We start from the raw sequence: 26,619 nt of genomic DNA, 5'->3' as shown, positions 1-26,619 counted from the left end.
CGCAGGTATGACCGACATGCTGGCCGGATATCGATTCGGAGCGGCATGGGACGAGGTCTACACGCCCGAGGGCGCGCCCCGGCCCACGTACGGCGGCCAGCACGAGGCGCTGACAGCGGCCGGCCCCGAGGTGCTGTCGAGCCTGGCCGCGTTCCTCGGCACGGTCTTCCGCGACCAGGGCATCACCTTCGACCACGAGGGCGTCGAGCGGCCGTTCCCGCTGGACATCGTGCCGCGCATCATCACCGCCGACGAGTGGGACGTGGTCGAGCGCGGCGTCGCGCAGCGGGTCCGCGCGCTGGAGGCGTTCCTCGACGACGTGTACGGGTCGGGGCTGGTGTTCCGCGACGGCGTGGTGCCGCGGCAGATGGTGGTGTCGTCGCAGCACTTCCACCGGCAGGCGTTCGGGATCCGGCCGCCGAACGGGGTGCGGGTGCACGTCTCGGGCGTCGACCTCGTGCGCGACGAGACCGGCGAGTTCCGCGTCCTCGAGGACAACCTGCGCACGCCGTCGGGTGTCTCGTACGTCGTCGAGAACCGGCGCGCGCTGGCCCGGGTGCTGCCGGAGCTGTTCGCCGGGCACCTGGTGCGCCCGGTCGCCGGCTACCCGGCCCGGCTGCTGGCGGCGCTGCGCGCGGCCGCCCCGCCCGGCGTCGAGGACCCGACCATCGTCGTGCTGACGCCCGGTGTCTACAACGCCGCCTACTCCGAGCACACGCTGCTGGCCCGGCAGATGGGCGTGCAGCTGGTCGAGGGTCGCGACCTGTCCGTCGTCGGCAACGAGGTGCGCATCCGCACCACCCGCGGGCACCAGCGGGTCGACGTCATCTACCGGCGGGTCGACGACGAGTACCTCGACCCAGTGCAGTTCCGAGCCGACTCCATGGTCGGCAGCCCCGGGCTGCTCAACGCGGCCCGGGCGGGCAACGTCACGCTGGCCAACGCGGTCGGCAACGGGGTCGCCGACGACAAGCTCATCTACACCTACGTGCCCGACCTCATCCGGTACTACCTCAGTGAGGAGCCGGTGCTGCGCAACGTCGAGACCTGGCGGCTGGACACGGCCGAGAACATCGCCCAAGTGCTGTCGAACCTCGGCGACCTCGTGCTCAAGCCGGTCGACGGGTCCGGCGGCAAGGGGATCGTCATCGGGCCGCAGGCGACGGACGCGGAACTGGCGACCCTGCGCGGGGCGGTCGAGGCGAACCCGCGCGGCTACGTGGCGCAGCGGCCGGTCCGGCTGTCGACGGTGCCGACGCTGATCGGCGACCAGCTCGCGCCCCGCCACGTCGACCTGCGCCCGTTCGCCGTCAACGACGGCCGCGAGGTGTGGGTGCTGCCCGGCGGCCTGACCCGGGTCGCGCTCCCCGAGGGCAGCCTGATCGTCAACTCCAGTCAGGGCGGCGGCTCGAAGGACACCTGGGTGCTGGCGTCGCCGGCCCGGCCCGAGGAGCCGGCCGGGCCGGCCGCCGGGGGCGAGAGCAGCGCCGTCCTGGCCGGATCCGACCTCACCGAGCCCGAGGCCGACCTGCCCGCCGGCGCCGGCGCGCCCGGCCTGGGCGATCATGTGGACGGACGGCGCCCGCTCGCCGTCCCGCCCGACATCGGCCCGTCCGAACCGCCGCGTGAGCAGCAGCAACAGCAGCAGCAACAGCAGCAGGGGAGGACGAACCCGTGCTGAGCCGCATCGCGGAGTCGCTGTACTGGATCGGCCGCTACCTCGAGCGGGCCGACGCGAAGGCCCGCGTGCTCGACGTCCACCTGACCCGCATCCAGGACGAGCCTGGCACCGATCAGGAGCGGCAGCTGCGCACCCTGCTCGCGGCGATGGGCGTCGACCCCGGCGACGGCCCGGTGATGCCGTCGTCGGTCGTCGGGCTGCTCGCGTTCGACCAGGAGTCGCCGGCGTCCATCACCGCGGCGCTGACGGCGGCCCGCGAGAACGCCCGCGGCGCCCGCGAGATCCTCTCCAGCGAGCTGTGGGAGGCGCTCAACGTCACCTGGCACGGCCTGGCCGAACGCCGCATGGCCGCCGCCGTGCTCGGGCCGCAGGTGTTCTGCCACTACGTCCGCGAGCGCACCGCGATGACCACCGGGCTGATCTCCACGACGATGGTCCGCGACGACGGCTGGCGGTTCCTGTCGCTCGGGGTGGCGCTGGAGCGCATCGACATGGCCGCCCGCATGCTGTCGACCCCAGCGCTGGCCGAGGGGCGGGCGTCGGTGCTGGCCGGGCTGCTGCGCAGCGTCGGCGGCCACGACACGTTCGTCCGCGTCTACCAGGGCGCGGTGTCGCCGGCGAACGTCGCGGAGTTCCTGCTGCGCGACCAGCTGTCGCCGCGGTCGGTCGCGTTCTCGCTGGCCACTGCCGAGACGCTGCTGCGTGAGCTGGACCCCGGCCTGGACGACCGCCTCGGCGTGGCCGACGGCGCCCGGCGCGCGCTCGGCCGGATGCGGCTGGCGCTGGAGTTCCGCTCGTCGGCGGAGTTGCTGGACGACCTCCCCAGCCTCATCGAGTCGCTGCTGCGGCTCACGTCGCGCACGTCCGACGAGGTCACCAGCCGCTACTTCGGCAAGTCGCTGCTGGTCCGCTGGGCCGAGGAGGCGCTGTGACGACGAGTCCCGCGGGCGGCTGGCTGCTGTCGGTGAAGCACCACACCGGGTACCGGTACGCCGCCCCGGTGGTCTCGTCGTACAACGAGGCGCGGGTGACGCCGCGCAGCGACCCGCACCAGCGGGTGCTCGACGCGACGGTCGAGGTCAGCCCGGCTGCGTCGCTGTACCGCTACGTCGACTTCTTCGGCTCGGTCGTGACGGCGTTCGACGTGCACGCCGCGCACTCCGAGCTGACGGTGACGGCGAGCTGCGTCGTGGAGACCGCGCCGGCGCCGGAGCCCGAGGCCGGCGAGCCGTGGCCGGTGCTCGCCGACCCGGACACCGTCGACGAGCTGGGCGAATACCTCACCCAGACGCTGCGCACCATGCCGGACGACGAGCTGCTGGCGGTCGCGTCACAGGTGCGTGACGCGGCGACGCCCGACGACGGCGCGCGGCTGGCCGCCGGCTGGACGCACGCCCGGCTCGCCTACGTCACCGGGTCCACCAGCGTGCACACCAACGCCGTCGAGGCGCTGGCCGAGGGCCGCGGCGTCTGCCAGGACTTCGCGCATGTGACGATCGCGCTGCTGCGGTCGGCCGGGGTGCCGGCGCGGTACGTGTCCGGGTACCTGCATCCGCGGTCGGACGCGGCGGTCGGCGAGACGATCACCGGCGAGAGCCACGCGTGGGTGGAGTGGTGGGCGGGTGGGTGGCGGGCGTACGACCCGACCAACGACTCGGTCCCCGGGCCGGGGCACGTGGTGGTCGCCCGAGGCCGCGACTACGACGACGTGACCCCGCTGCGCGGCATCTACCACGGCGGCGACAGCCAGGCCCTCGGTGTAACGGTCGAGGTGACGCGGCTGCGCTGACGCCGCGTCGGTGGCAGACTCCCGGAGATGAAGCACGCAGTGCCGGCGGGGGCGGGACTCGCGGCGGATGAGAAACCTCTCATCGGCGTCTCACCGTTCTCTCGTCCGAGATGCCGACCATGCTGAGCATGAAGTCCGCGGCCACCCTCACCATCACCGCGCTGGCGGTCGTGGCCGCCGGGATCTTCGGCGTCGGCGCCCTCCTCGCGGCGCCGTCGACCGGTGACGACTTCGGCGAGCCCGTCGAGGTCGGGCCGTCCAGTACCAGTACCGGCGCCGACGGCGGTTCCGGCGACGACGACCCGACGCGGGGGCCGTCGTCCACCCGTACGCCGACGCCCACGCCGACCCCTACCCCCACGCCGACCCCGACACCGACGCCGACTCCCACACCCACGCCGGACCCGCCCACCTCGGGCGACGGCGGAGGTGGCGGCGGAGGCGGCGGGCAGCCCGTCGACCCGGCCCCGCCGGTGCGTCCCGACCCCGGTGACGATGACGGCGACGACGATGACGGCGGCGGCGGCGACGATGACGACGCCGGCGGTGACGACGGGGATGATGACGACTGAGCCAGGGTCGTGACGATGCGGCCGGCGGAGTGCGCGTACGGGTGGCCGTACGCACCCGCGTGCTGGCCGCCGTCCTGGGAGTCGCGGCGATCGGCATGCTGGTGGCCGGCGTGACGTCGTTCCTCGTCCAGCGTGAGCGGGTCGACGCGCGCATCGACGACAACCTCGCCCAGGAGGTCGAGGAACTGCGCGAGTTCGCCGCCAACGGGATCGATCCCGACACCGGCGGTGACTGGACCACCGTCGACCGCTTCCTCGAGGTGGTCCTCACGCGCAACGTGCCCGACCGCGACGAGGGGCTGCTCGCCCTGGTCGACGGCGAGATCGCCTGGGAGGCGGCCACCGCCGTCGACGTCCGGCTGGAGGACGACGAGGAGTTCGTCGAGCTGGTCTCCGAGCAGGGCGGCACCACTCGGGTACGGCCGCGGTCGGTCGAGACCGAGACCCTCGGGCAGCTGCGGTACGTCACCGTGCCGGTCACTGTGCCCGACGACGACGCGCAGGGGCTCTACGTCATCGCGTACGCCCGCGAGCTGGAGCAGGCCGAGGTCGTCGACGCGTACCAGACCTTCGCGATCGTCGCCGTGGCGTCGCTGGCCATGGTCGGCGCCGTCGGCTGGCTGGTCGCCGGTCGGCTGCTGCGGCCGATCCGGCTGCTGCGCGACACCACCCAGCAGATCAGCGACACCGACCTGTCCGGCCGCATCCCCGTCACCGGCACCGACGACATCTCCGCGCTCGCGCGGACGTTCAACGACATGCTCGACCGGCTGGAGGTCGCCTTCGCCGGTCAGCGCGACGCCCTCGACGACGCCGGCCACGAGCTGCGCACGCCGATCACGATCATCCGCGGGCACCTGGAGCTGATGGACTCCGCCGACCCCGCCGACGTCGAGGAGGTCCGCGCCCTCGTGCTCGACGAGCTGGACCGCATGCGCGGCATGGTCGACGACCTCGTCATGCTGGCCAAGGCCAAGCGGCCCGACTTCGTCCACCCCCGCCCCGTCGAGCTGGACCGGCTCGTCGACGAGGTCCTCGACAAGGCCCGCGCCCTCGCCGACCGGAACTGGCGGGTCGATGCGCGGGTGTCGGCGACCGTGCTGCTGGACCCGCAGCGGATCACCCAGGCGCTGCTGCAGCTGATCTCGAACGCGGTGAAGTTCACCGCGCCGGGCGACGTCATCGCCGTCGGGAGCCAGCTCACCGGCGACGAGGTGCGGCTCTGGGTCCGCGACACCGGCGCCGGCATCGCCGCCGACGACCTGGAGCGCATCTTCGACCGGTTCGCCCGCGCCGACGTCGGCCGCGGCGTCGACGGCTCCGGGCTGGGGCTGGCCATCGTCCGTGCGATCGCCGAGGCGCATCGCGGCACCGTCACCGTCGACAGCAGCCCGGGCGACGGCGCGATCTTCACGATCGCGCTGCCCCCGGCCGGCACCGCGGCGGCTGACGACCTCGTGGAGGAGGAAGCGTAGATGAGCAGGATCCTGATCGCTGAGGACGAACCCCGCATCGCGGCGTTCATCGAGAAGGGGCTGCGCGCCGCCGGCATGACGCCCACCGTCGTCGCCGACGGCCGCGGCGCCTTCGACTACGCGATGACCGGCGGCTTCGACCTCGTCATCCTCGACATCGGGCTGCCGATCATCGATGGGTTCTCGGTGCTGCGGCAGCTGCGCGAGGCTCGCAACGAGCTGCCGGTGATCATCCTCACCGCCCGCGACTCCATCACCGACACCGTCGCCGGCCTCGAAGGCGGCGCCGACGACTACATGGCCAAGCCGTTCCGGTTCGAGGAGCTGCTGGCCCGGATCCGGCTGCGGCTGCGCGAGGACCGCGCCCCCGAGGCGATGGTGCTGCACCACGGCGGCCTGTCGCTGGACCTGCGCACCCGCCGCGCCACGGTGGACGGGCGGACGGTGGAGCTGTCGGCCCGCGAGTTCTCGCTGGCCGAGACGTTCTTGCGGCACCCCGGCCAGGTGCTCAGCCGTGAACAGCTGCTGAGCCGCGTCTGGGGCTACGACTTCGACCCCGGCTCCAACGTCGTCGACGTGTACGTGCGGTACCTGCGGCGCAAGTTGGGTAGCGAGCGGTTCATGACGGTGCGTGGGATCGGCTACCGCCTCATCAGCCCCGACTCCGAGGAGGACGGCCCCCCGCCGCCGCCCGCCCTCTGACGAACCCCCGCCACGCACCCACCCACTCAACTTGAGTGGGTGGGTGCGTGGACGTGGTGAGACCGGCGGGCGTCCCTGGGGGAGGGGACGCCCGCCGGTCTCGGTGGGAGGAGAGGTGGCTGGGTCAGCCGGCGGACGAGGCGCTGTTCGCCGACGCCGGGCTCGCGGGGCTGGCGGGGCTGGCGGCGGTCGCCGCGGAGGCGGGGCCGGCCGGGCTGTTGGCCGAGCTGGCCGACGCGGGAGCGGCCGGCGAGCTGGCGGAGTTGGCGCTGTTGGCGGAGGCGCCGGTCGACGCGGACGAGGGGGCCGGTGCGGAGGAGTCCGACGGTGCGTCGGTGATCCCGGCGGCCGGCGGCTGTGCCCCGTTGAGCCTGGGAGCGGCCACGGCGGTGCCGGCGCCGATGCCCAGCGCCGCCATCGTCCCGACCGCGAGCCACGTCTTCTTCTGGAGCTTCATCGTTTCCTCCTGTAACCGGGACGCCGGAAGATCTCCGGCGTCGTGTCCTGACATCACCAAGACTCGCGGTCGGTGATGAACCGGTCAGGAGAGCCGCATGAGAGCGTTCTCAGCCCCACCCGAAGCCCCAGCAGCGGCCGTGTCGAGCCAGCGCTGAGCGAGGTCGACGCGGTCGGCGGTGGACTGGGGCCAGTCCGGGTCCTGGGCCCGGTAAGGGCCGGTGGCCAGCGACAACGTCACGCCGGCGGCGCGCAGCCGGAGCTCCACCGGGTCCACCCGCCGCGACAGCACGGGCAGCCATTCGGTCAGGGCGGAACGGGCGCCGGCGGCCGCGGCGAACGGGCCGGTCGCGAGGACGGAGAGGTGGGCGAGCAGGCAGCCGAGGTCGTCGGCGCGGCGGCCGGGGCCGATGGTGTCGATGTCGAGCAGTCCGCTGACCACGCCGTGCTCGACGAACAGCTGGGCGTCGTAGAAGTCGCCGTGCGTCGGCACGACGCCCTCCCCGTCAGGCTCGCCGTCGTACGGCGCCAGCCTGGACGACACCGCCTCGGCCAGCGCCCGCACCCGCGGCCCCACCGACGGCGCGGCGGCGGCGATCACGCCGGCGAAGTGCTCCGCGTGCGCCGACCACGGCTCCCGCCGCGGCAGGCCGGCGACCTCGGCAGGCAGCCGGTCCAGCAGCGCGACCAGCTCACCCGGGTCGCGCAGCGCCGTCGTGCCCGACTCCAGGGCGACCCGCAGTGGCGTCCCGCGCAGCGGCGCCAGCACGATGATCCCGTCGTCGCTCCAGCCGAGGCTCTGCGGCACCGGGACGCCGGCCGCCGTCAGCACGCGGTGCCGGCTGTCGACGTCGCGGACCTGGCGCGGGCGCAGGACCTTGACGAACAGGCGGTGCCGCTCGGTGACGACCTCGACGACGGCGCGCTTGCGCGGGCGGTAGGAGACGACCCGCAGCTCGACGCCGTCAGGCGGAAGGCCGAGCCCGCGCAGCAGATCGCCGACGGACGACGGGAAGCAGGCGGCCGCGAGCCCCGGCAGCTCGGGGTCGAACGGGAAGCGCCACACCTGGACGAACCGGTCGCCGTCGGTGACGAACGGCCCGTCGGGCGGGCGCGTCACGGACACCGAGGCCGCCAGCGTCTCCTCCCGCTCGCCGTCGGGCCAGGCCACACGCGCGACGTACGACGCGGTCGTGCGGTCGCCGGGACGGTGGTCGACGTCGCGCAGGGACCAGCCGAGCAGCGTCCCGCGAGCCGGCGTCAGCGCGGCGTCGAGGATGTCGGGGACGGACGGGCCGGTCAGCAGCTCGAGGCCTGGGTCGGGGGGCGGTCCGGGCACGCCGGCCAGCGTGACCGCCGTTCATGAGCCCGTGGTGAGCCGACGATGAGACGGCTCTCATCCGCCGTGGCCGGGACGGACGAACCGCCGGCGAAACCCGCGGCGCCGCCGCCGCGCATCCGTCCGGACCCGCCGGTAAGCTGGCTCAGTCACATCGCATCGGGGGCCCGTTCATCGAGCGCGCCCCCTCTCGAAGGGAGCTGTGTCCGCCGTGTCGACGGACGCTTCAAGTCGCATACGTTCCGCACGCCACCGTGACGCCGGGCCGGGAGCCGGCCGATGACCGCCGCGGTAGCGATTCTCGCGGTCTTCGTCCTGACGTTCGGGACCGCTTACTTCGTCGCCCAGGAGTTCGCCTACGTCTCGGCCGACCGGGTCGAGCTCGCCCGCCAGCGCGACGCCGGCGACAAGCGGGCCGGGTCGGCGATCCGGGTCATGGAGCACCTGTCGTTCATGCTGTCGGCCGCGCAGGTCGGCATCACCGTCACCGGCCTCATCGTCGGTCTCATCGCCGAGCCGGCGTTCGCGCAGGTCGTGCGGCCGCTGCTGGAGTCCGTCGGGCTGCCTGACAGCGCCGTGCCGGGCGTCTCCGTCGCCGTCGGGTTCGCCGTCGCGACGATCATCCAGATGGTGCTCGGCGAGCTGTTCCCGAAGAACCTCGCGCTGGCCACGCCGGAGCGGCTGGCCAAGCTGCTGGCGCCGTCGACGCACGTCTACCTGGCCGTCAGCGGCCCGGTGGTGCGGCTGTTCGACAACTCCGCCGCGTGGCTGCTGCGCAAGGTCGGCATCGAGCCGGTCGAGGAGCTGCACCACGGCGCCACGCTGGAGGAGCTGGGCCACGTCATCGGCGAGTCCGAGGCGGGCGGCTCGCTGTCGTCGCAGCTGTCGGGCATCCTCGGCCGCGCGCTCTATTTCTCCGAGCACACCGCAGGCGAGGCCATGGTGCCGCGGCCGGACGTGCGCAGCGTGCGGGTCGATGCCACGGCGGCCGCCGTCGTCGAACTGGTCGCCACCCACGGGCACTCGAACTACCCGGTCCGGGGCGAGGAGACCGACGAGGTCGTCGGCGTCGTCGGCGTGCGCGAGCTGATGTACGTCGCGCCCGGCGACGTCGACACCACGCTGGTCGGTGACATCGCCCGCCAGCCGCTGGTGGTCCCCGACAGCCTGCCGCTGCCGGCGCTGGTCGAGCGCATGCAGGACGCCGGCGACGAGTTCGCCTGCGTCGTCGACGAGTACGGCGGCCTGGCCGGCATCGTCACGCTCGAGGACGTCTCCGAGGAGCTGTTCGGCGACATCACCGACGAGACCGACCAGCAGGCCGTCCCGGTGACCCGCGACGGCGACTGGTGGCAGCTCGACGCCGGGCTGCGGGTCGACGAGGCGGCCGCGCAGACCGGCCTGCCGCTGCACGAATCCGACGACTACGACACCGTCGCCGGCCTCATCGTCGCCGAGCTCGGCCGGTTCGCCGAGCCCGGCGACCGGCTGATCGTCGGCACCGAGGTCGACGGCCGCGACCTGGTCGAGATCGAGGTCGTGACGGTCGCGCGGCACGTGCCGGAGCTGGTGCGGCTGCACCGCCTCGGCCTCGTGCGCACCGACGGGAACACGGAGGCCACCCAGTGAGCCCGGTCATCGCGATCCTCGTCACCGCCGGTCTGCTGATCGCCAGCGCGTTCTTCGTCGCAGCCGAGTTCGCGCTGGTCGCCGCCCGGCGGCACCGCATCGAGCGGGCGGTCGCCGCCGGCCGGCGCGGCGCCAAGGCGGCGCTGTCCGGCATCCGCGAGCTGTCGCTCATGCTCGCCGGCGCCCAGCTCGGCATCACGATGGTCGTGGTCGGCCTGGGCATGGTGTCCGAGCCGGCCTTCCACCACATCCTCGAGCGGCCGCTGCATGCCGTCGGCATGCCTGACGGCACCGCCGACGTCCTCGCGCTGGTCATCGCGCTGACCGGAGTGACGTTCCTGCACGTCGTGATCGGTGAGATGGCACCGAAGTCGTGGGCCATCGCGCATCCGGAGCAGTCGGCGATGATCCTGGCGCCGCTGTTCAGGGCGTACGCGTTCGGAGTCCGCTGGCTGCTGGTGCTGCTCAACGGCGCCTCGAACCTGCTGCTGCGGCTGGTCCGGGTGACGCCGCGGGACGAGATCGTCACGATGCGCAACCGCGAGCAGCTGCACCAGCTGGTGCGCGAGTCCAATCGCCTCGGGCTGATCGGCGCCGACGACTACGGCCTGCTCACCCGCGCGCTGATCGCGCCGGAGCAGCTGGTAGGGACGGTCATGGTGCCGGCGAAGCGGATCGAGTGGGTCCCGGCGGCGGCCGGGCCGCAGGACGTCATCGACGTCGGACGGGGCAGCGGACACACCCGGCTCGTGGTCCGCGACGACGCCGGGACGGTGGTCGGCGCCGTGCACGTGCGCGGCGCGCTGACCGCCCGGGCCGCCGGCACGCCGTGGACCGCGGGCGCCGCCGCCCTGCCCGTCCCGCTCATCCCGGACGGCGCCGACCTCGCCCAGGCCGCCGACGTGCTGCGCGGCGCGCGGTCGCAGCTGGGCATCGTCGTCGACGCCGGCGGCGCCGAGGCGGGGCTGGTGGCCATGGACGACGTCGTGACGGCGGTGCTAGTGAACCGATGACGGCTGCGTGGGTCGCGTTCCTGACCGACTACGGGCTGGCCGACGGCTACGTCGCCGCCTGCCACGGCGTGATCGCCCGCATCGCGCCGGCGGCCCGGGTCATCGACGTGACCCATGAAGTCCCAGCACAGGACGTCCGGCACGGCGCCGTCGTCCTGGCCGACACGCTGCCGTACCTGCCGCCGTCGGTGCTGCTGGCCGTCGTCGATCCCGAGGTGGGCACGCAGCGCCGCGCAGTCGCCGTCGTCGCCGGTGAGCACGTGCTGGTCGGGCCCGACAACGGGCTGCTGCCGTGGGCGGCCGACGCGGCCGGCGGCGCGGCCCGGGCGGTGGAGCTGACGGCGCCGGAGTTCCGGCTGGACACCGGCGCGACGACGTTCGACGGGCGCGACGTGTTCGCGCCGGCCGCCGCGCACCTGGCCGCGGGCGCCGACCTGTCGGTGCTCGGCCCGCCGGTGGACGTCGCGACGCTGGTCCGGCTGCCGGATCCGTGGCTGCGGGTCCGCCCCGAGACCATCGAGGCCGAGGTGCACGTCGTCGACCGGTTCGGCAACGTCGCGCTGGCGGCCGGCGCCGCCGAGCTGACCGCGGCGGACCTGGACGAGCACGCGCGGCTGCGGGTCACCGTCGGCGAGCGGTCGTCGTACCTGCCGCTGGCGGCGTCGTACGCGGCGGTGCCCGAGGGCGATCCGGTGCTGCTGGTCGACTCCGCCGGACGGCTCGCGCTGGCGGTCAACCGGGGCAGCGCGGCGGCGGAGCTCGGGCTGCGGCCCGGCGACCGCGTGACGATCAGCTCGTAGCGTTCCACGGGCGGCGCCGGCCCCACACGTCGCCGCGCCAGGTGCGGGTGTGGATGAGCCCGACGGCGAGCACGCCCAGCGCGGCGGCCGTCCAGCCCGGCCAGGGGTGTTCGGCGACGTCGGCGAAGTACCAGGCGAGCCCGGCGATCACCAGGCCGCCCCACCCGACGACGACGTTGACGACCGCGCCGTCGCCGAAGGGGCTGGGGTTGGTGGTGCGGCCGGTGCTGCCCTCGACGTAGTACGGCAGGCCGTTGCCGGCGAAGAAGCCCGCGACGAACGCGAGCAGGACGGTGAGGATCATGTCGTCGCTCCATGGACCAGGGGAAGGATGACGGCGTCGGCCAGCCGGTCGAGGAACGCGTCGTCGAGCGGCTCGCCGGTGACGAACAGCCGGGAGAACAGCAGCGCCGAGGCGACCTCGGCGATCAGCTCGTGGTCGGGGGTGGTCGTGATCTCGCCGCGCTCGGCCGCGCGGCGCAGCGCCGGTGCGAACGCGTCGCGCTTCACGCCGATCAGCCGGGCCCGGACCGCCGCCGCCAGCGCGGGGTCGTCGCGCATCGCGGTCAGCAGGCCGAGCACCAGCGCGGCGCTCTCGCCGGTCAGCCGGTCGCGCATCGACGTCAGCAGCGCGAGCAGTTCACCCCGCAACGTGCCGGTGTCGGGCGCCGGCTGGTCGGCGGTGGCGGTGTGCCGCTCGATCGCGGCGATCACCAGCTCCGCCTTGCCCGACCAACGCCGATAGATGGTCGCCTTGGACGCCTTGGCACGGGCCGCGACGGCGTCCATGGTGAGCGACCCGTAGCCGATCTCGGCCAGCAGCTCCAGCGCCGCCCGCAGGACGGCGTCCTCGCGCTGCTCTCCCCTTGGCGGTGTCATCGGCGGGCCTCTAAGTGAACGAAACGGTTTCGTACATATTAGATGGCGGCGCGGCGGCTGCGCAAGCGGCGGCGTGTCGGGGCAGGTCGGGAGGTCGGCTGGCCGCTTTTGCAATGAGCACCTATACGCACCGGTGCGTATAGGTGCTCATTGCAAAGAGCGCCGACCAGGTTGCCCACGGCCGCGATGTCGAATCCGGGGCGGCGGCTCCGACGTACCGGTGAGAGCACTGGAGGCGAGCCGATGAAGTACCTGATCCTCATCTACCGCGACCAGCCCACGGGCGAGCCCTGCCACGAGGCGCATGCGGCGCTGACCAGCGACCTGGCCGTCGGCGGCGAGCTGATCGTGGCCGAGACGCTGGCCGACCCGTCGCAGACGAAGCGGGTGGACGCCGGCACGGTGGTCGACGGGCCGCTGCCGGGCGCCGGTGTGCAGCCGGCCGCGTTCTACCTGGTCGAGTGCGAGACCCTGGACTGCGCGATCCGGCACGCCGCGCGGACGCCGGAGGCCGCGGCCGGCCGGGTCGAGGTGCGCCCGGTCCTGGGCCGCGGCGGCCTGGAGATGTGACGTCACGCCACCTCGATCACCCGCTTGCCGCGGGCGTGCCCGGTCTCGACGGCGCGATGGGCGGCGGCGATCTCGTCCAGCGGGTAGCGACGGTGGACGACGGGGCGCAGCGCGCCGTCGTCGGCGTACCGGGTCAGTTCGACGAGGTCGGCGCGGCGCGCCTTGACCTGCACCACGCGGATCTGCGGCCCCGGCAGCAGTGCCGACGCGAGGGCGAACGGGACCGCCCGGGTCGCCGTCGTGGCCATCCGGCCGCCGCGGGCCAGCAGCCGCCGGTAGTCGCGGGCCTGCGCGCCGTGCAGGTCGGCGACGGCGTCGAAGGCGAGGTCCGCGCGTGGCAGAGGCGCGCTGTGGTCCAGGACGTCGGAAGCGCCCAGCTCGCGGCAGAGGCCGGCGTTGCCCGGCCCGGCCACCGCCGTGACCGCCGCGCCCATCGCCACCCCCAGCTGTACCGCCGCCGAGCCGACCCCGCCGGACGCGCCGACGATCAGCACCCGGTCGCCCGGCCCGACCCGCAGCCGGCCGGACCGGAACAGTGCGTCGCTCGGGTTCACACTCGCGCCGTGTACCCGGATCAGCACCTCCCGCGGGCCCGGCCGCGGCACGTCGACGGTGTCGACCCGCAGCACGTCCGGGTCGCCGTAGCGATGGTGCCGGGCCGCGCGCATCGTCGCCGGGATCACGCCGCCACCTCCGACGACGGTGCCGCCGCGGCCGCGGCCGCACGCTGCGCCCGCCGGACACCCAGCGCGAAGAGCGCGACCCCGCCGGCCAGCCAGCAGGCCAGCACCAGCAGCGGCCCGGCCGCGCCGGCGCCGTCGAAGTACGCGACCGAGCGCAGCAGGCTCCCGGTCGCGCCCGGCGGCAGCAGCTGGCCGAGCGTCCCCCAGCCGGCCGGCAACAGCTCCGGCGCGCTGGCCAGCCCGGACAGCGGGTTGCCGAGCAGGATCAGCGCCACGGCGCCGACCGCCAGTCCGGCGTTGCCGATCGCCGTCCGCAGCCCGAGGATCGCCCACGCGGTCGCCGAGATGCCCAGCGCCGCCGCGGCCGCCGTCGCCCAGTAAGCGCCGTCGAAGGTGCCGAACCCGAACCGCAGCAGCGCGGTCAGCGCCAGCCCGGCGACGACGGCGAACCCGGCGGCGCCCGCCGCCTGCCGGGCCGCCCCCCGGACGGTCATGAGCAGCACGATGGCCGCGATCCAGCCGCCGAGGGCCAGCGGCAGCGCGCCCGCGGACAGTCCAGCACCGGTGGGGTCGTCGGCCGGGAACGGGCGGACGTCGGTGACGGCGTCGGCGCCCAGCTCGGCGCCCAGGGCGCGGAGCCCGGTCGCGACGGCGTTGCCGGCGGCGCTCGCGACCAGCAGCTCGGCCGGGCGGCCGGTCGCGTCGAGCACGAACGCGCCGTAGACCTCGCGGTCGAGGATCAGCGCGCGGGCCTCGTCGGCGTCGGCGGCCGCGGTGACGGCGTAGCCGCGGGCGTCCAGGTCGGCGGCGACCTCGGTGACGGCCGCGGCGTCACCGGGCGCTCCGGCGACCGCCACCGGGACGTCGTGCGGCTCGGAGTGCAGCGGCGGCAGCGCGAACGCCGACAGCAGCACGACCAGCAACGCCGTCAGGCCGGCGACCACCGCGGCGAGCTGTCGCCAGCCGGGCGGTGGCGGGGAAGGGGTCGGTTCGGGCATCTCGTCCTCCGATAAGAAACGGTGCGTATCTTATGATGCTTGGACTGTAAGCTACAGGCGATAAGAAACGCAACGTCTCTTGGAGGGTGCGGTGACGGAGACCCGCCGGCGCGGCGAGGCGCTCGAGGCGGCCATCGTCGACGCCGTCTGGGCCGAGCTGGCCGAGTCCGGGTACGCCGGGCTCACCGTGGGCGCCGTCGCCGAGCGGGCCCGGACCAGCAAGGCCGTCCTCTACCGGCGCTGGCCGGGCCGGGCGGCGCTGGTGCTGGCCGCGATGGCGCACCATGCGCCGACGGCCGAGGACGTGCCCGACACCGGCAGCCTGCGCGGCGACCTGCTCGCGCTGCTGCGCACCATCGCCGCCGGTGCGTCGGTCCGCAGCATCGACGCGCTCTGGGGGCTGCTCGCCGAGACCGCGCGCGACCCCGAGCTGGCCGCGCTCGTCCGCGAGCAGCTGGCCGAGCTGCAGCGCAGCGGCCCGGTCGTCGCCATCATGGAGCGGGCGGAACGCCGCGGAGAGGTCGACCTCGCCCGCGTCTCGCCCCGGCTGCTGCGACTGGCGCCCGACCTCATGCGCAGCGAGCTGCTGGTCTACGGCGAGATCACCGACGCCGCCATCGTCGAGATCGTCGACGACGTCGTCCTGCCGCTCGTCGGAGTGTGATCCGCGTCGCGCCTGTCACGTCCCGCGGGCGGCGCGTGTCTCGTGTGCGGATCTTTTGACGCGACGCACCTGAGGTGGAGACACGATGGCGAGGAGATTGGCGGAGTTCGTGACGCGCCGGCGGCGGGCGGTGCTGGTCGTGGCGGTGCTGCTCGCACTGCTCGGCGGGGCGACCAGCACGTCGCTGTTCGGCAAGCTGTCGGCCGGCGGCTTCGACGACCCGGGGTCGGAGTCCGGGCTGGCCGCCGACCAGCTCGAGGAGACGTTCGGCCAGTCGCCGCCCAACCTGGCGCTGCTGGTGACGGCGCCCGGCGGTGTGGACGGCGCGACCGCGGCCGAGGCCGGGGTCCGGTTGACCGAGGGGCTCGCGGCCGAGGACGACGTGCGCGACGTCGTCTCGTACTGGGCCTCCGGACAGCCGCAGCTGCGCAGCGAGGACGGTGAACGCGCGCTCGTCCTCGCGACCATCACCGGCGACGAGACCGCCGCCAACGAGCGGGTCGGCGAGCTGGCCGACACCTACGGCGGTGAGGTCGCCGACGGGGTCGACGTCGAGGTGGGCGGCTACGCGGCGTTCTCGCACGAGCTGACCGAGCAGAGCGAGCGCGACGTCGTCACCGGCGAGCTGATCGTCTTCCCCGTGACGCTGATCGCGCTGGTCCTGGTGTTCGGCGGGTTCGTCGCGGCGCTGCTGCCGCTGGCCGTCGCGGCGACGACGTCGCTGCTGGGCATGGGGCTGCTGTGGGCGCTGGCCGAGGTGACCGACCTGTCGGTGTTCGCGGCGAACGTCGTGACGCTGGCCGGGCTGGGCCTGGCGATCGACTACAGCCTGCTCATGGTCAACCGGTACCGGGAGGAGCTGGCCGGCGATCGCACGGTGCCGGAGGCGATCCGGGCCATGCTGGGCTCGGCCGGGCGGACCATCGTGTTCGCCTCACTGACGGTGTGCATCGCGCTGGCCACGCTGATCCTGGTGCCGCTGCCGGCGATCCGGTCGATCGGGTACGCGGGTGTGCTGACGGCGCTGCTGGCCGCGGCCGCGTCGCTGTTGGTGCTGCCGGCGCTGTTCGCGGTGCTGGGGAGGCGGGTGGGGACGCCGCGGCTGCGGCGGCGCTCGTCCGGGCCGGACGGTGCGGACGGGGCCGGCGGGTTCTGGCACCGGCTGGCGATGTTCGTGATGCGCCGACCGCTGCCGATCGCGACCGTCGTGACGGCGGTCCTGCTGCTGCTCGGCGCGCCGTTCCTCGGCATGAAGCTGGGCTACCTGGACGAGCGGGTGATGCCCGAGTCGTCCGAGGCCAGGCAGGTCGCGGCGGCGATCCAGGCCGACTTCCCTTCAGGTGAGCAGGACGCGCTGCAGGTGGTGGCGCCGTCCGGGCTGGCCCAGCCGGGCGCGTACGCCGAGCGGCTCTCGCAGCTGGACCACGTCGGCCGCGTCGACACCGTCACCGGCAGCTACGCCGAGGGCGCGCAGGTGGCGCCGGCGTCGCCGCTGCACGAGCGGTTCGCCGCCGGCGACGCCGTCTACCTGTCCGTCGTGCCCGAGCCCGGCACCGTCGAGCAGACCCGCGAGCTGGTCGGCGCCGTCCGCGCCGTCGACGCCCCGGCCGAGACGCTGGTCGGCGGGGTCGCCGCGGTGGCCGAGGACGCCGACGAGTCGCTGCTGGACATGCTGCCGTGGGCGCTCGGCGCGGTCGGCCTGGCCATGGTCGTGCTGCTGTTCCTGCTCACCGGCAGCGTCCTGCTGCCGTTCCTCGCGCTGGTGCTGAGCACGCTCAGCCTGACCGCGACGTTCGGCGCGATGGTCTGGATCTTCCAGGACGGCAACCTGTCCGGCCTGTTCGACTTCACCGTCACCGGCACGACCATCTCGACGGTGCCGGTGATGCTGTTCGCGCTGGCGTTCGGCCTGGCGATGGACTACCAGGTCTTCATGCTGTCGCGGATCCGCGAGGAGTACGACCGCGGCGCCTCGCCGGTGGCTGCAGTCGCGCTCGGCCTGGAGAAGGTCGGCCGCATCGTGACGGCGGCCGCCGTGCTGATCTCGATCGTCTTCCTCGCGTTCCTCGTCTCCGACATCACGCTGATGAAGGCCTTCGGCGTCGGGCTGCCGCTGGCCGTCCTCATCGACGCGACGCTCATCCGCGGGGCCCTACTGCCGGCGACGATGCGGCTGCTCGGCGGCGCGACCTGGTGGGCGCCGGCGTGGCTGCGCCGCGTCCACGCCCGGTTCGGCCTGCGCGAGTCGGCGGACGACACCGCGCTGACCGAGCCGGTCGCCTCGGCGAGGTGAGGTTTCTGCGGGGGATTTGCCGAGTTGGGGGAGTGTGGCGACGGTCCTCACTCGCGTGCGGAGTACCTCACTCGCGTGAGCGTCGGATGGCGGCTGGATCGGTGCCGGGTGCGGTCCTACGGCGGGTGAGGTGTGCCGGTGGCGGGTGAGGTCTCGCTGTCGTCGCCCGGGTCGAGGCCGGCTAGGAGAATTCCGGCGAACGGCGCAAATGGTCCGGGCTGTGCCCGGTTCTTCCCCGTCCCCAGCAGGGGGACGCCCAACTCGGCAAACCCATTACCCGATCACGATCGCTCCGCCAGGGCGGCGGCGACGCGGTCGCGCAGGGCGTTGACCTCCTCGCTGGCCAGGGTCCGGTCGACGGGGCGGAGGGTCAGGCGGAGCAGGACGTTCACCTGACCCGGCCGGATCCCGAGCCGCTCCCGCGCCGCCGGCGGCAGGTCCGCGTACGGCGTCGTCGAGAGGACGGCGACCTCCTCGACGAGGTCGGCGTCGGGGCCGAGGGCCTCGCGGACGCGGTCGCCGAGGGTCTCGGCGTCGGAGCCCGCGGCGACGGCGACGGAGAGGTCGCGGCGGGCCGGCGGCAGGGCCGACACCGGCTGGTATGGCGTCAGGTCCAGCAGCTGCCCCGCCACCCGCGGGTCGGCCGAGCGGAGCAGCCGGATGTCCGGGATGCCCTTGCGCAGCATCAGCGCGCGGTCCAGCCCCATGCCCAGCGCCAGCCCGGACCACTCGGACGGCGACAGGCCGGCGGCGGTCAGCACCTCCGGCGCCGCGAGCCCGCACTCGGCGATCTCGACCGGGTGACCGTTGTGGATGGCCTCGACCTCGCGGCCGCCGGTGGTGTACGGGTGCGACGTCGCCGTCCAGCGCCAGTGCGAGCCGGGCAGGACGGCGTCGACCAGGGTCGTCACCAGCTGCTGCAGGTCGTCGTGGTCGAGGCGACGGCCGCCGTGGCGCAGCAGCCAGAGGTCCAGCTGGTGCGGCGTGCCGGTGTGCAACCGGTCGATGGAGTCGCGGCGGTGGCAGATGCCCGGCAGCACCAGCAGCACGTCCCGCGACGGCGGCCCGGCGGCCGAGGCCGCCATCGCCCGCAGCGCCGGCGGCACCCCGGCCGACGTGTGGCTGCGCAGCATCGTGGTGTCGCTGACGTAGCGGGTGTAGCGGACGTCGCGCGAGACCGCGTCGCGCTGGTACCCGAGGCGGTCGTAGTTGTCCTCGACGGCGACGACCGGCCGCGAGCGGAGCAGCCGGACGTCGGCGTCCCACCGCTCACCCAGCGCGGACGCGGCGTCGGTGACGAGGAGCTGCAGGGCGTGTGGGCCCTGCGCGGGATCGGTGAGGTCGCGCAGCGAGAGCGCGTCGACCAGGGCGGGCAGCGACAGCGGCTGCGGACGGCTGCCGGAGGCGACGAGAGAAGTGGACATGACCAGGCCTTTCGCGGAGGGCGTGGGGAGCGGGATGAGAACTCCCCCGGCCGGTCGTCCGCGGAGGGGTCAGGCGTGCGCACCCTCCGGGCGGCGGACGTTCGCCGACCGGGGGCCGCTAAACCAGCGCTGACCTGGCATGTGATTCAGGTTAGCCGATCGCGAGGTGATCGGCCAGGCGCGAGAGGCTGTCGTGCCAGCCCTTGAGGTGGTCGTCGCGCTGCTCCTCGGTGGGGTTGTGGCTGTGCGTCACGACCACCTCGGTGCCGCCCTGCTCCGACGGGGCCAGCCGGACGGCCACGCGGCTGGCGGGCGCGTTGTCGCCGTCCCACGACCAGATGAACGTCACCAGGCGGGGCCGCCGGATCTCGCCGAACAGGCCGCGCACGGCGACGTTGTGCCCGGCGGACAGGCCGGTGGTGCGGAAGGTGAACCGGCCGCCGGCTCGGGCGTCGACCTCGTAGATCGCGGCGAACGCCGGGGGCCAGTACCAGCCCGCGAGCCGACGCGGCTCGGTGAACATCGGGAACACGTCGTCCGGGTCGGCGTCGACCACCACCGAGACGACGGCGGTGGCGGCATCAGGGGTGGATGACTCGACCATGGTTGCGCACTTTAGGCCATTTTCGTGCGTCCTGACGAGGGGGTGCCCACCGGCTCGTCGCCGTCCGGACGCCGACGTGTGCGGGGACGTGGTTGGCTGCCGTCCAGGTGGTCCCAGTACCGGTAGTACATCGACGTGCTGTAGGTGCCGGTCAGGATCGCCGCCCGGCTCGGCGCGCACAGAGCGTTCGTGCAGAACGCCGCGTCGAGCCGCATGCCCTCGGCGGCGATCCTGTCCAGCTGCGGCGTCGGCATCAACTCGCTGCCGTACGCCGAGATCGCGTGCGCCGCGTGGTCGTCGGTGAGGACGAGGACGACGTTCGGGCGCACGTCGGTCACGCGGTCGTCTCGACCCTGAGCGGCGCTGACGTGTGGACGTCGGCGTTCCCCGCGGCGTCGACGGCGACGGCGAGCGGGTGGCCGGCCACTCGCAGGCCCTCGACCCGCAGCGGGAACCAGGCGGCGAACGCCGGGTCGGGCGCCACTCGCAGCGTGCCGGCCGGCACGTCCGCCGTCAGCCCGAGGGCCGCCTGCAGCAGCGCGATGACCGTCGCCGCCGACCACGCCTGCGGCCGGCACGCCGCCGGGTAGGCGAGCACCGGCTCGCCGGCGCGGGCGTCGGTGCCGGCGAACAGCTCAGGCAGCCGGTACGCGAAGTCGGGGGCGACCCGCAGCAGCCCGGCCGCCAGCGACGCCGCGACGCCGGGGAAGCCGTCGGCGGTCAGCCCGCGCACCGCGATGGCGGTGTCGTGCGGCCAGATGCTGCCCGCGTGGTAGCCGAGCGGGTTGAACCCGGCCGCGTCGGCGCTCATGGTGCGCAGCCCGTAGCCGGCGTCGAGGTCGGGCCGGCCCAGCCGGTCGGCGACGACGGCGGCCTCGTCCGGCCCGAGCAGGCCGGTGCCGAGCAGGTGGCCGAGGTTCGACGTCACGGTGTCGACCGGCCGCTTGGACCCGTCGAGCGCGATGGCGGGGAACCGGCCCTTCTCGTCCGACACCCAGAACCGCGCGGCGAACCGCTCGCGCAGCGCGGCCGCCCACTCGCGCAGCGGCTCGGCGCCCGGGCGCTGGAACGCGTCGAGCAGGGCCGCGCCGGCGAGGGCGGCCTCGTGGGCGTAGGCCTGGGCCTCGCTCAGCGCGATCGGCGGCTCGGCGATCGTCCCGTCGGGGTACTGGATGGAGTCGCCGGAGTCCTTCCAGCCCTGGTTGGCCAGCCCGCGGCCGCTGGTGTCGACGTACTCCAGGAACCCGTCGCCGTCGGAGTCGGCGTCGGTCGTCAGCCAGCGCAGCGCCGCCTCGAGCGGGTCGAGCAGCTCGGCGACGTCGGCCGCCGGCAGCCCCCAGCGCCAGGCGTCGTGCAGCAGGCAGATCCACAGCGCGGTCGCGTCGACGGTGCCGAAGTAGACCGGCGGCAGCCAGGAGCCGGCGTCGGGGATGCGGACCTCGTGCAGGATCTTGCCCGGCGCCTCGGCGGTGGCGGGGTCGTGCCGGCGGCCCTGACGACGGGCCAGCGTGCGCAGCGTGCCGCGGGCGGCGCCGGTGCCCAGCGGCAGCGTGAACCGGGCGGCCCAGAGCGAGTCGCGGCCGAACAGGGTGAAGAACCACGGGCTGCCGGCGGCGAGGAACGTGTCGGACGGGTCCAGCGGGTCCGTCAGCGCGAGCGCGCTCAGGTCGTCGACACTGCGCTCGGTCAGCCGGGCGAGGTCGGAGCGCCCCGTGACGGCGACGGCGTCCCACCCGGCGCCGTCGGCCGGGCCGAACGCGTTGGCCGGCGGCCCGTCGGCGAAGGCGGTCGTGACGTCGACGTCGACGGTCCAGGACGATCGGGGCGCGAGCTCGACGGTCCAGCTGAGGGCGGCGCCGGTGTCGTGCGGCTCGACGGCGGCGCCCGGCGCGGTGAGTGCGGTGCGCAGCTCGCCGCCGTCCCACGCGACGACACCCGGCCCGGACGACGAGGGCGGGCGGCCGCCGCCCTGCGCGCCGTCCTGCTTGATCGCGTCGGCGGCGGCGAAGTCGGCGGCGACGTGCAGGCGCACCGTGGCCGCGATCGGCACCCGCGCGTTGTTCACCAGTTCCAGCCGTTCCGCAATGCCGTCGGCGCGGGCGAACCGCCGGCGCTCCAGCCGCACCGTCGGGTCGGCGCCGGGGTCGCCGAGGTGCCGGACGATGCCGGTGAAGTGGGCGTGACCGGCGCCGCGCAGGCCGTGGCCGGCCGGCTCGGGCTCGTGGCCGTCGACGTCGGCGCGCAGCTCGGACAGGACGCGACGGTCGTGGCTGAGCACGCCTTGCGCGCCCGCCGCCCGGATCTGCCCGTCGGCGCCGGACAGCGCCACCGTCGGCGCCTTGACGCAGCTGACGAGGTCGTGCAGGAACGGCTGCGGCACCGGGCCGGAGGCGGGTGGAGCGGTCACCACGGTGATCCTTCCGTGACTTGACAGAACAGTCGACGCGTTCTTAACTCTGAACCAGATCCCATCTTTGAACGATCAAACGCCACGCTATCAATCGGATTTTGATCGTTCAACACGTCAAGGAGGACGGCCGATGGCGACACCGGAGAGTGGTGCCACGCTCGAGAGCGTCGCGTCGGTGGCCGGCGTCTCGCGGCAGACGGTGTCGAACGTCCTCAACGCGCCCGACCGGGTGGCGCCGGAGACCCGATCGCGGGTCGAAGAGGCCATCCGCGAGCTGCGCTACCGCCCCAACCGGTCGGCCCGGTCGCTGCGTACCCGCATGAGCAACCTCATCGGCTACTGCGTCCAGCCGGCCGCCGCCGCCAACCTCAACCCGGTCCTCGACCGGTTCGTGCACGCCGTCACCGAGTCCGCCGCCGAGCAGGGCTTCCACGTCCTGCTGTTCACCGCACCCGCCGGCGAGGCCGGCCTGGACCGCTACGCCGAGCTGCTGGCGCAGCGCGCGGTCGACGGGTTCGTCCTCACCGACACCGTGGTGGCCGACCCGCGGCCCGGCTGGCTGACCGACCAGGGCGTCCCGTTCGCCGCGTTCGGCCGCAGCTGGTCCGGACCTGACCGCGGCCGCTGGGTCGACGTCGACGGCGCGGCCGGCATGACCGAGGCGGTCGAGCACCTGCACGCGCTCGGCCACCGCCGCATCGCGTTCATCGGCTGGCCCGAAGGATCCGGCGTCGGCGACGACCGCGTCGCCGGGTACGCCGCGGCCTGCCTGCGCCTTGGCCTGGACCCGCGGATCGTCCGGGCCGAAGGCGGCACCGGCACCGGCCGCGCGCTGGCCACCGCACTGCTCGACGGCGCCGAGCCGCCGACCGCGCTGGTCTGCGTCAGCGACGAGTCGGCGTACGGCGCGCTGCGGGCGCTCGCCGACCGCGGCCTGCGCCCAGGAGAGGACGTCGCCGTCGTCGGCTTCGACGACACCCCCGCCGCCCGGCTGCCCGGCGTCGACCTCACCAGCCTGTCCCAGCCGATCGACCAGATCGGCCGCGAAGTCGTCCAGATGTTGCTCGGCCTGCTCGGCGCCGTGGAGACCCCGCCCGGCCCCGAGCATCGCCTGCTGCGCCCCACGCTGGTCGTCCGGGCCAGCTCCCGTCCCGCCGGACCCGCGCCGGCCGCCCTCTCGGAGGCTTGATCATGCGACAGTTCGCCCGTACCCCACTCGCCGTGGCCACGGCCGTGGCGGCCGCCACCCTGCTCGCCGCCTGCGGCAGCGGCTTCGACGACGACGAAGGCGGTGACGACGCCAGCTCCGAGGCCACCGGCGCCACCGAGGGCGGCGGCTCGCTCACCGTCATGATCGGCTCGTCCGGCGAGGCCGAGACGGTCGCCGTCCAGGAGGCGACCGCCCGGTGGGCCGACGAGACCGGCAACGAGGTCGAGGTCATCCCCGCCCAGGACCTCGTGCAGCAGCTGCAGCAGGGCTTCGCCGGCGGCAACCCGCCGGACCTGTTCTATGTCAGCCCGGACCGCTTCCGGATGTTCGCCGAGGGCGGCTCGCTGTATCCGTACGGCGACCAGATCGAGGACGCCGACGACATCTACCAGTCGCTGCGCGACGCGTTCACCTACGAGGACGAGCTGTACTGCGCGCCCAAGGACGGCGGCGTGCACGCGCTGGTCATCGACACCGCGGCGTGGGCCGAGGCCGGGCTGACCGAGGCCGACTACCCGCAGGACTGGGACCAGCTGGCCGCCGTCGCCCAGACCCTCACCGCCGACGGCCGCGTGGGCCTGGCCTTCACCGGCGACTACAACCCCGTCGGCACGTTCATGCTGTCCGGCGGCGGGTTCTTCGTGAACGACGACCAGACCGAGGTCACCGCGGACACCCCGGAGAACCTCGCGACGCTGCAGTACATCCAGCAGAACATGGACGCCGGCACGTTCGCGTTCGCGCCCAACATCGACGCGGCGTGGGGCGGCGAGGCGCTGGGCAGCGGCAAGTCGGCCATGACCATCGAGGGCGCGTGGATCGTCGGCGCCCTGCAGAACGACTTCCCGGACCGCCAGTGGACCGCCGTCCCGATGCCGGCCGGTCCCGGCGGGCCGGCGTCGACCGCGTTCACCAACTGCTGGGGCATCGCCGCCGACAGCGAGAACCAGGCCGCCGCCGTCGACCTCGTCAACTACCTCATCAGCCCGGACGAGCAGGAGGCGTTCGCCGAGGCGTTCGGCCCGATCCCGTCGCGGGCCAGCCTCGCCGACTGGAACGCCGAGACGTTCCCGGAGAAGGCGGCCTTCGCCGAGGGCATGGAGAACGCGCGCAGCCAGGTGGCGGTGCCCGGCTTCGAGTCCGTCCTGGCCGACTTCAACACCCAGCTCGAGGGCATGGCCGCCGGCACCGTCACCCCGGAGCAGGCGCTGCAGGCGCTGCAGACCAACGGCGAAGCGCTCCTCTCCCAGGAGTGACATGACCGCGACGGTCACCCGGGAGACGTCGGCGGACCGGCACCGGCCGGTCCGCCGACGCCGGGCCTCCGGACACCTGCGCCAGGAACGTCGCGCCGGCTGGCTGTTCGTCGCGCCGGCCGTGATCGTGCTGGTGGTGTTCCTGTTCGCGCCGATCCTCATGGCGGCGTGGGTCAGCCTGCTGGACTGGAACGGGCAGTCCAGCCCGTTCTCCGGCGACGCCGACTTCGTCGGGCTGGACAACTACCGCAACCTGCTGACCGAGGCCGGGCTGCTGCGCAACGACTTCATGCTCAGCGTGCGCAACACGCTCTACTACGTGCTGTTCGGCGTCGCGGGCGTGGTCGTGCTGTCGTTCGTGCTGGCGATGGCGGTCAACTCCTACGTGCTGCGTGGCCGCTCCTTCTTTCGCACCATCTTCTACTTCCCGGCCATCACCAGCTCGGTCGCGATCAGCGTGCTGTTCCTCTTCCTGTTCCAGGGCGCCGGCGTCGTCAACGTGATGCTGTCGTGGGTGGGCGTCGACGGGCCGTCGTGGTTCACCGACCCGCGCGGCGTGCTGCACATCGTGTTCTCGTGGTTCGGGGTCGACGCGGCGCCGGGCGCGCTGGCGGACACGACGCTGGGCGGGCTGAGCCTGTGGGACTGGTTCTCCGGGCCGTCGGTGGCGATGTGCACGCTGATCATGCTCACGGTCTGGACGACGTCGGGCACGTACATGCTGTTCTTCCTGGTCGGGCTGCAGGACATCCCGGTCGAGCTGGAGGAGGCGACGGCGATCGACGGCGCCGGCGCTTGGCAGCGGTTCCGGTACCTGACGCTGCCGCTGATGCGCCGCAGCCTCGTGCTGGTGATCACGCTGGCGCTGATCGGCAGCTGGCAGGTGTTCGACCAGGTGTTCATCCTGTCGCAGGGCGCGCCGGCCAAGACGACGCTGACCCCGGCCTACATCTCCTACGTGCGCAGCTTCGGCGACGGCCAGTTCGGCGTCGGCGCGGCGGTCGCGTTCGTGCTGTTCGCGATCATCATCGTCCTCACGCTCGTGCAGCGGTGGGTCGGAAGGGAGCGGCGGGCATGAGCGGGCTGACGCTACGACGGCGGGCCAGCCGGCCGGCGCGCGACGCCGTCCCCGTCGTGCTGACCGACCGGTACTCCCCGCTGCCGCGCAAGGTTGTCGTGCGGGTGATCGGCTACGGGCTGCTGGCGCTCGGGACACTGCTCTACCTCGGGCCGTTCCTCGTGCAGGTGGCGACGTCGTTCAAGACCGACGCCGACGCGGTCGGGGACCCCGTCTCGCTGATCCCGTCGCCGGTGTCGATGGCGGCCTGGGAGATCGTCGCGGGGTCCAACCCGGCGTACTCCGTGCCGGTGTTCCGCTGGCTGGGCAACTCGTTCTTCGTGACGATCTCGGTGACGCTCGGGCGGCTGATCATCGACAGCCTCGCGGGCTACGCGCTGGCCCGGCTGCGGTTCCGCGGCCGGGCGGTGGTCTTCGCGGGCGTGCTCGCGGTGCTGGCCGTGCCCGGCGTCGTGCTGCTGATCCCGAAGTTCCTGGTGCTGAACGAGCTCGGCATGTTCGACAGCTACTCCGGGATGATCCTGCCGCTGTTCTGCGACGCGGTCGGGATCCTGCTGATGAAGACGGCGTTCGAGGCGGTGCCGACGGAGCTGGACGAGGCGGCCCGCATCGACGGCGCCGGTGTGCTTCGGACGTTCTGGAGCGTCATCCTGCCGCTGGTCCGCCCGGCGCTGGTGACCGTGACGATCCTGTCCTTCCAGGGCTCGTGGAACGAGTTCACCCACTTCCTGGTCGCGACGTCCGACCCCGACCTCGCGACGATGAACCTCGGCATCGCCCGGCTCACCGCGGGTGACCTGCAGGGATCGCAACAGTTCCCGCTGAAGCTGGCGCTGGCGACGCTCTCGACCATCCCCATCGCGATCGTCTACGTCTTCTTCTCGCGGTACTTCCTGCGCTCCGGCAACGCCACCGGCATGAAGTAGGGTCCCGGGCGGTTTGCGTTGGCCAGGGTGTTTGCAACGTTGGCCGTCCCCCTGCTGGCCATTGTCTTGGCCGCGCACCCGCGCCTCAAGCGGACTATGGGGCGCTTCGCGCCGGCGATGACCGCTTGACCCGCGCGCACGCGGCCAAGAACTGGCAGCTATCAGGGG

26 protein-coding genes are annotated in these 26,619 nt (G+C 73.7%); 17 read left to right on the top strand and 9 right to left on the bottom strand.

Translation table 11 applies throughout. The features are described 5' to 3' along the window. The first annotated feature begins 7 nt into the window (after positions 1-7). From BLV05_RS32520 to BLV05_RS32490, 7 genes are all read left to right on the top strand, one after another. Complete coding sequence (locus BLV05_RS32520; protein ID WP_046771095.1) at positions 8-1,681, top strand: circularly permuted type 2 ATP-grasp protein; 1,674 nt, start codon at positions 8-10, stop codon at positions 1,679-1,681. After that, positions 1,675-2,613, top strand: a complete 939-nt coding sequence (locus BLV05_RS32515) for an alpha-E domain-containing protein (protein ID WP_046771094.1) — start codon at positions 1,675-1,677, stop codon at positions 2,611-2,613. The genes BLV05_RS32520 and BLV05_RS32515 overlap by 7 nt, the downstream gene beginning before the upstream one ends. Further along, complete coding sequence (locus BLV05_RS32510) at positions 2,610-3,470, top strand: transglutaminase family protein (RefSeq protein ID WP_046771093.1); 861 nt, start codon at positions 2,610-2,612, stop codon at positions 3,468-3,470. Before BLV05_RS32515 ends, BLV05_RS32510 begins: the two co-directional genes overlap by 4 nt. 128 nt (positions 3,471-3,598) lie before the next feature. Next, complete coding sequence (locus BLV05_RS37360; protein WP_197683440.1) at positions 3,599-4,042, top strand: hypothetical protein; 444 nt, start codon at positions 3,599-3,601, stop codon at positions 4,040-4,042. Between the two features lie 41 nt (positions 4,043-4,083). Further along, positions 4,084-5,517 (top strand): sensor histidine kinase, encoded by a 1,434-nt coding sequence (locus tag BLV05_RS32500; RefSeq protein WP_046771091.1) that lies wholly within the window; start codon positions 4,084-4,086, stop codon positions 5,515-5,517. Continuing rightward, the gene (locus BLV05_RS32495; protein WP_046771090.1) at positions 5,518-6,219 is read left to right on the top strand and encodes a response regulator transcription factor; all 702 of its coding nucleotides are present in this window, start codon (positions 5,518-5,520) and stop codon (positions 6,217-6,219) included. Positions 6,220-6,266: 47 nt separating this feature from the next. Continuing rightward, the gene (locus BLV05_RS32490) at positions 6,267-6,752 is read left to right on the top strand and encodes a hypothetical protein (RefSeq protein ID WP_157524368.1); all 486 of its coding nucleotides are present in this window, start codon (positions 6,267-6,269) and stop codon (positions 6,750-6,752) included. Positions 6,753-6,760: 8 nt separating this feature from the next. Here BLV05_RS32490 and BLV05_RS32485 read toward each other — a convergent pair whose 3' ends face one another. Next, complete coding sequence (locus BLV05_RS32485) at positions 6,761-8,014, bottom strand: phosphotransferase (RefSeq protein WP_052762857.1); 1,254 nt, start codon at positions 8,012-8,014, stop codon at positions 6,761-6,763. A gap of 279 nt (positions 8,015-8,293) precedes the next feature. Between BLV05_RS32485 and BLV05_RS32480 the strand changes: the two genes are divergently transcribed. The 3 genes from BLV05_RS32480 to BLV05_RS32470 are packed head-to-tail and all read left to right on the top strand — an operon-like array spanning position 8,294 to position 11,456. After that, positions 8,294-9,643 (top strand): hemolysin family protein, encoded by a 1,350-nt coding sequence (locus tag BLV05_RS32480; RefSeq protein WP_046771087.1) that lies wholly within the window; start codon positions 8,294-8,296, stop codon positions 9,641-9,643. Beyond that, entirely contained in the window at positions 9,640-10,656 is a 1,017-nt protein-coding gene (locus BLV05_RS32475) for a hemolysin family protein (RefSeq protein WP_046771086.1), read from the top strand. Before BLV05_RS32480 ends, BLV05_RS32475 begins: the two co-directional genes overlap by 4 nt. Then, positions 10,653-11,456 (top strand): SAM hydrolase/SAM-dependent halogenase family protein, encoded by an 804-nt coding sequence (locus BLV05_RS32470; protein WP_046771085.1) that lies wholly within the window; start codon positions 10,653-10,655, stop codon positions 11,454-11,456. Before BLV05_RS32475 ends, BLV05_RS32470 begins: the two co-directional genes overlap by 4 nt. On the opposite strand, the gene BLV05_RS32465 is transcribed toward BLV05_RS32470, so the two are convergent. Further along, positions 11,446-11,760, bottom strand: a complete 315-nt coding sequence (locus tag BLV05_RS32465) for a hypothetical protein (protein WP_046771084.1) — start codon at positions 11,758-11,760, stop codon at positions 11,446-11,448. The two genes, BLV05_RS32470 and BLV05_RS32465, sit on opposite strands and share 11 nt — an antisense overlap. Beyond that, a complete protein-coding gene (locus tag BLV05_RS32460) occupies positions 11,757-12,335 on the bottom strand; it encodes a TetR/AcrR family transcriptional regulator (protein WP_046771083.1) in 579 nt (192 codons plus the stop codon). The genes BLV05_RS32465 and BLV05_RS32460 overlap by 4 nt, the downstream gene beginning before the upstream one ends. A gap of 243 nt (positions 12,336-12,578) precedes the next feature. On the opposite strand from BLV05_RS32460, the gene BLV05_RS32455 reads away from it, so the two are divergent. Further along, positions 12,579-12,905, top strand: coding sequence for a YciI family protein (locus tag BLV05_RS32455; RefSeq protein ID WP_046771082.1), 327 nt, complete (start codon positions 12,579-12,581; stop codon positions 12,903-12,905). A 2-nt stretch (positions 12,906-12,907) separates the two neighbouring features. On the opposite strand, the gene BLV05_RS32450 is transcribed toward BLV05_RS32455, so the two are convergent. Together BLV05_RS32450 and BLV05_RS32445 are read right to left on the bottom strand one after the other, a co-directional pair. Then, on the bottom strand, positions 12,908-13,588 hold the full coding sequence (locus BLV05_RS32450) for a quinone oxidoreductase family protein (RefSeq protein ID WP_052762856.1): 681 nt from the start codon (positions 13,586-13,588) through the stop codon (positions 12,908-12,910). Next, complete coding sequence (locus BLV05_RS32445; protein ID WP_046771081.1) at positions 13,585-14,586, bottom strand: hypothetical protein; 1,002 nt, start codon at positions 14,584-14,586, stop codon at positions 13,585-13,587. Before BLV05_RS32445 ends, BLV05_RS32450 begins: the two co-directional genes overlap by 4 nt. Positions 14,587-14,677: 91 nt before the next feature. Here BLV05_RS32445 and BLV05_RS32440 point away from each other — a divergent pair, with 91 nt between their 5' ends. Both BLV05_RS32440 and BLV05_RS32435 read left to right on the top strand, forming a co-directional pair. Next, on the top strand, positions 14,678-15,250 hold the full coding sequence (locus BLV05_RS32440) for a TetR/AcrR family transcriptional regulator (protein ID WP_197683439.1): 573 nt from the start codon (positions 14,678-14,680) through the stop codon (positions 15,248-15,250). Positions 15,251-15,335: 85 nt separating this feature from the next. After that, positions 15,336-17,543, top strand: coding sequence for an MMPL family transporter (locus BLV05_RS32435; protein ID WP_052762855.1), 2,208 nt, complete (start codon positions 15,336-15,338; stop codon positions 17,541-17,543). A 281-nt stretch (positions 17,544-17,824) separates the two neighbouring features. Here the strand turns inward: BLV05_RS32435 and srmL are convergent, their stop codons facing one another. The 4 genes from srmL to BLV05_RS32415 all read right to left on the bottom strand — a co-directional run bounded on the left by srmL (position 17,825) and on the right by BLV05_RS32415 (position 21,978). Continuing rightward, entirely contained in the window at positions 17,825-18,967 is a 1,143-nt protein-coding gene (srmL, locus tag BLV05_RS32430; protein ID WP_082155588.1) for a PheS-related mystery ligase SrmL, read from the bottom strand. Between the two features lie 151 nt (positions 18,968-19,118). Further along, on the bottom strand, positions 19,119-19,571 hold the full coding sequence (locus tag BLV05_RS32425) for an SRPBCC family protein (RefSeq protein ID WP_046771079.1): 453 nt from the start codon (positions 19,569-19,571) through the stop codon (positions 19,119-19,121). 11 nt (positions 19,572-19,582) lie between these two features. Continuing rightward, entirely contained in the window at positions 19,583-19,909 is a 327-nt protein-coding gene (locus tag BLV05_RS32420; RefSeq protein ID WP_046771078.1) for a sulfatase-like hydrolase/transferase, read from the bottom strand. Next, a complete protein-coding gene (locus tag BLV05_RS32415; protein ID WP_152690938.1) occupies positions 19,906-21,978 on the bottom strand; it encodes a glycogen debranching N-terminal domain-containing protein in 2,073 nt (690 codons plus the stop codon). Before BLV05_RS32415 ends, BLV05_RS32420 begins: the two co-directional genes overlap by 4 nt. Before the next feature lie 133 nt (positions 21,979-22,111). On the opposite strand from BLV05_RS32415, the gene BLV05_RS32410 reads away from it, so the two are divergent. The 4 genes from BLV05_RS32410 to BLV05_RS32395 are packed head-to-tail and all read left to right on the top strand — an operon-like array spanning position 22,112 to position 26,451. Then, positions 22,112-23,170 (top strand): LacI family DNA-binding transcriptional regulator, encoded by a 1,059-nt coding sequence (locus BLV05_RS32410; protein ID WP_046771076.1) that lies wholly within the window; start codon positions 22,112-22,114, stop codon positions 23,168-23,170. Positions 23,171-23,202: 32 nt separating this feature from the next. After that, positions 23,203-24,447, top strand: coding sequence for a sugar ABC transporter substrate-binding protein (locus BLV05_RS32405; RefSeq protein WP_197683438.1), 1,245 nt, complete (start codon positions 23,203-23,205; stop codon positions 24,445-24,447). Position 24,448: 1 nt separating this feature from the next. Continuing rightward, entirely contained in the window at positions 24,449-25,525 is a 1,077-nt protein-coding gene (locus BLV05_RS32400) for a carbohydrate ABC transporter permease (RefSeq protein WP_082155587.1), read from the top strand. Continuing rightward, the gene (locus tag BLV05_RS32395) at positions 25,522-26,451 is read left to right on the top strand and encodes a carbohydrate ABC transporter permease (RefSeq protein WP_082155586.1); all 930 of its coding nucleotides are present in this window, start codon (positions 25,522-25,524) and stop codon (positions 26,449-26,451) included. The genes BLV05_RS32400 and BLV05_RS32395 overlap by 4 nt, the downstream gene beginning before the upstream one ends. Positions 26,452-26,619: the final 168 nt, after the last annotated feature.

Origin of the sequence: Jiangella alkaliphila, from assembly GCF_900105925.1 — a bacterium.
In the GTDB taxonomy this organism is placed as follows: Bacteria; Actinomycetota; Actinomycetes; order Jiangellales; family Jiangellaceae; genus Jiangella; species Jiangella alkaliphila.
Note: the sequence above shows the minus strand (reverse complement) of the source record. Positions and strands in the feature narration are given on the sequence as shown.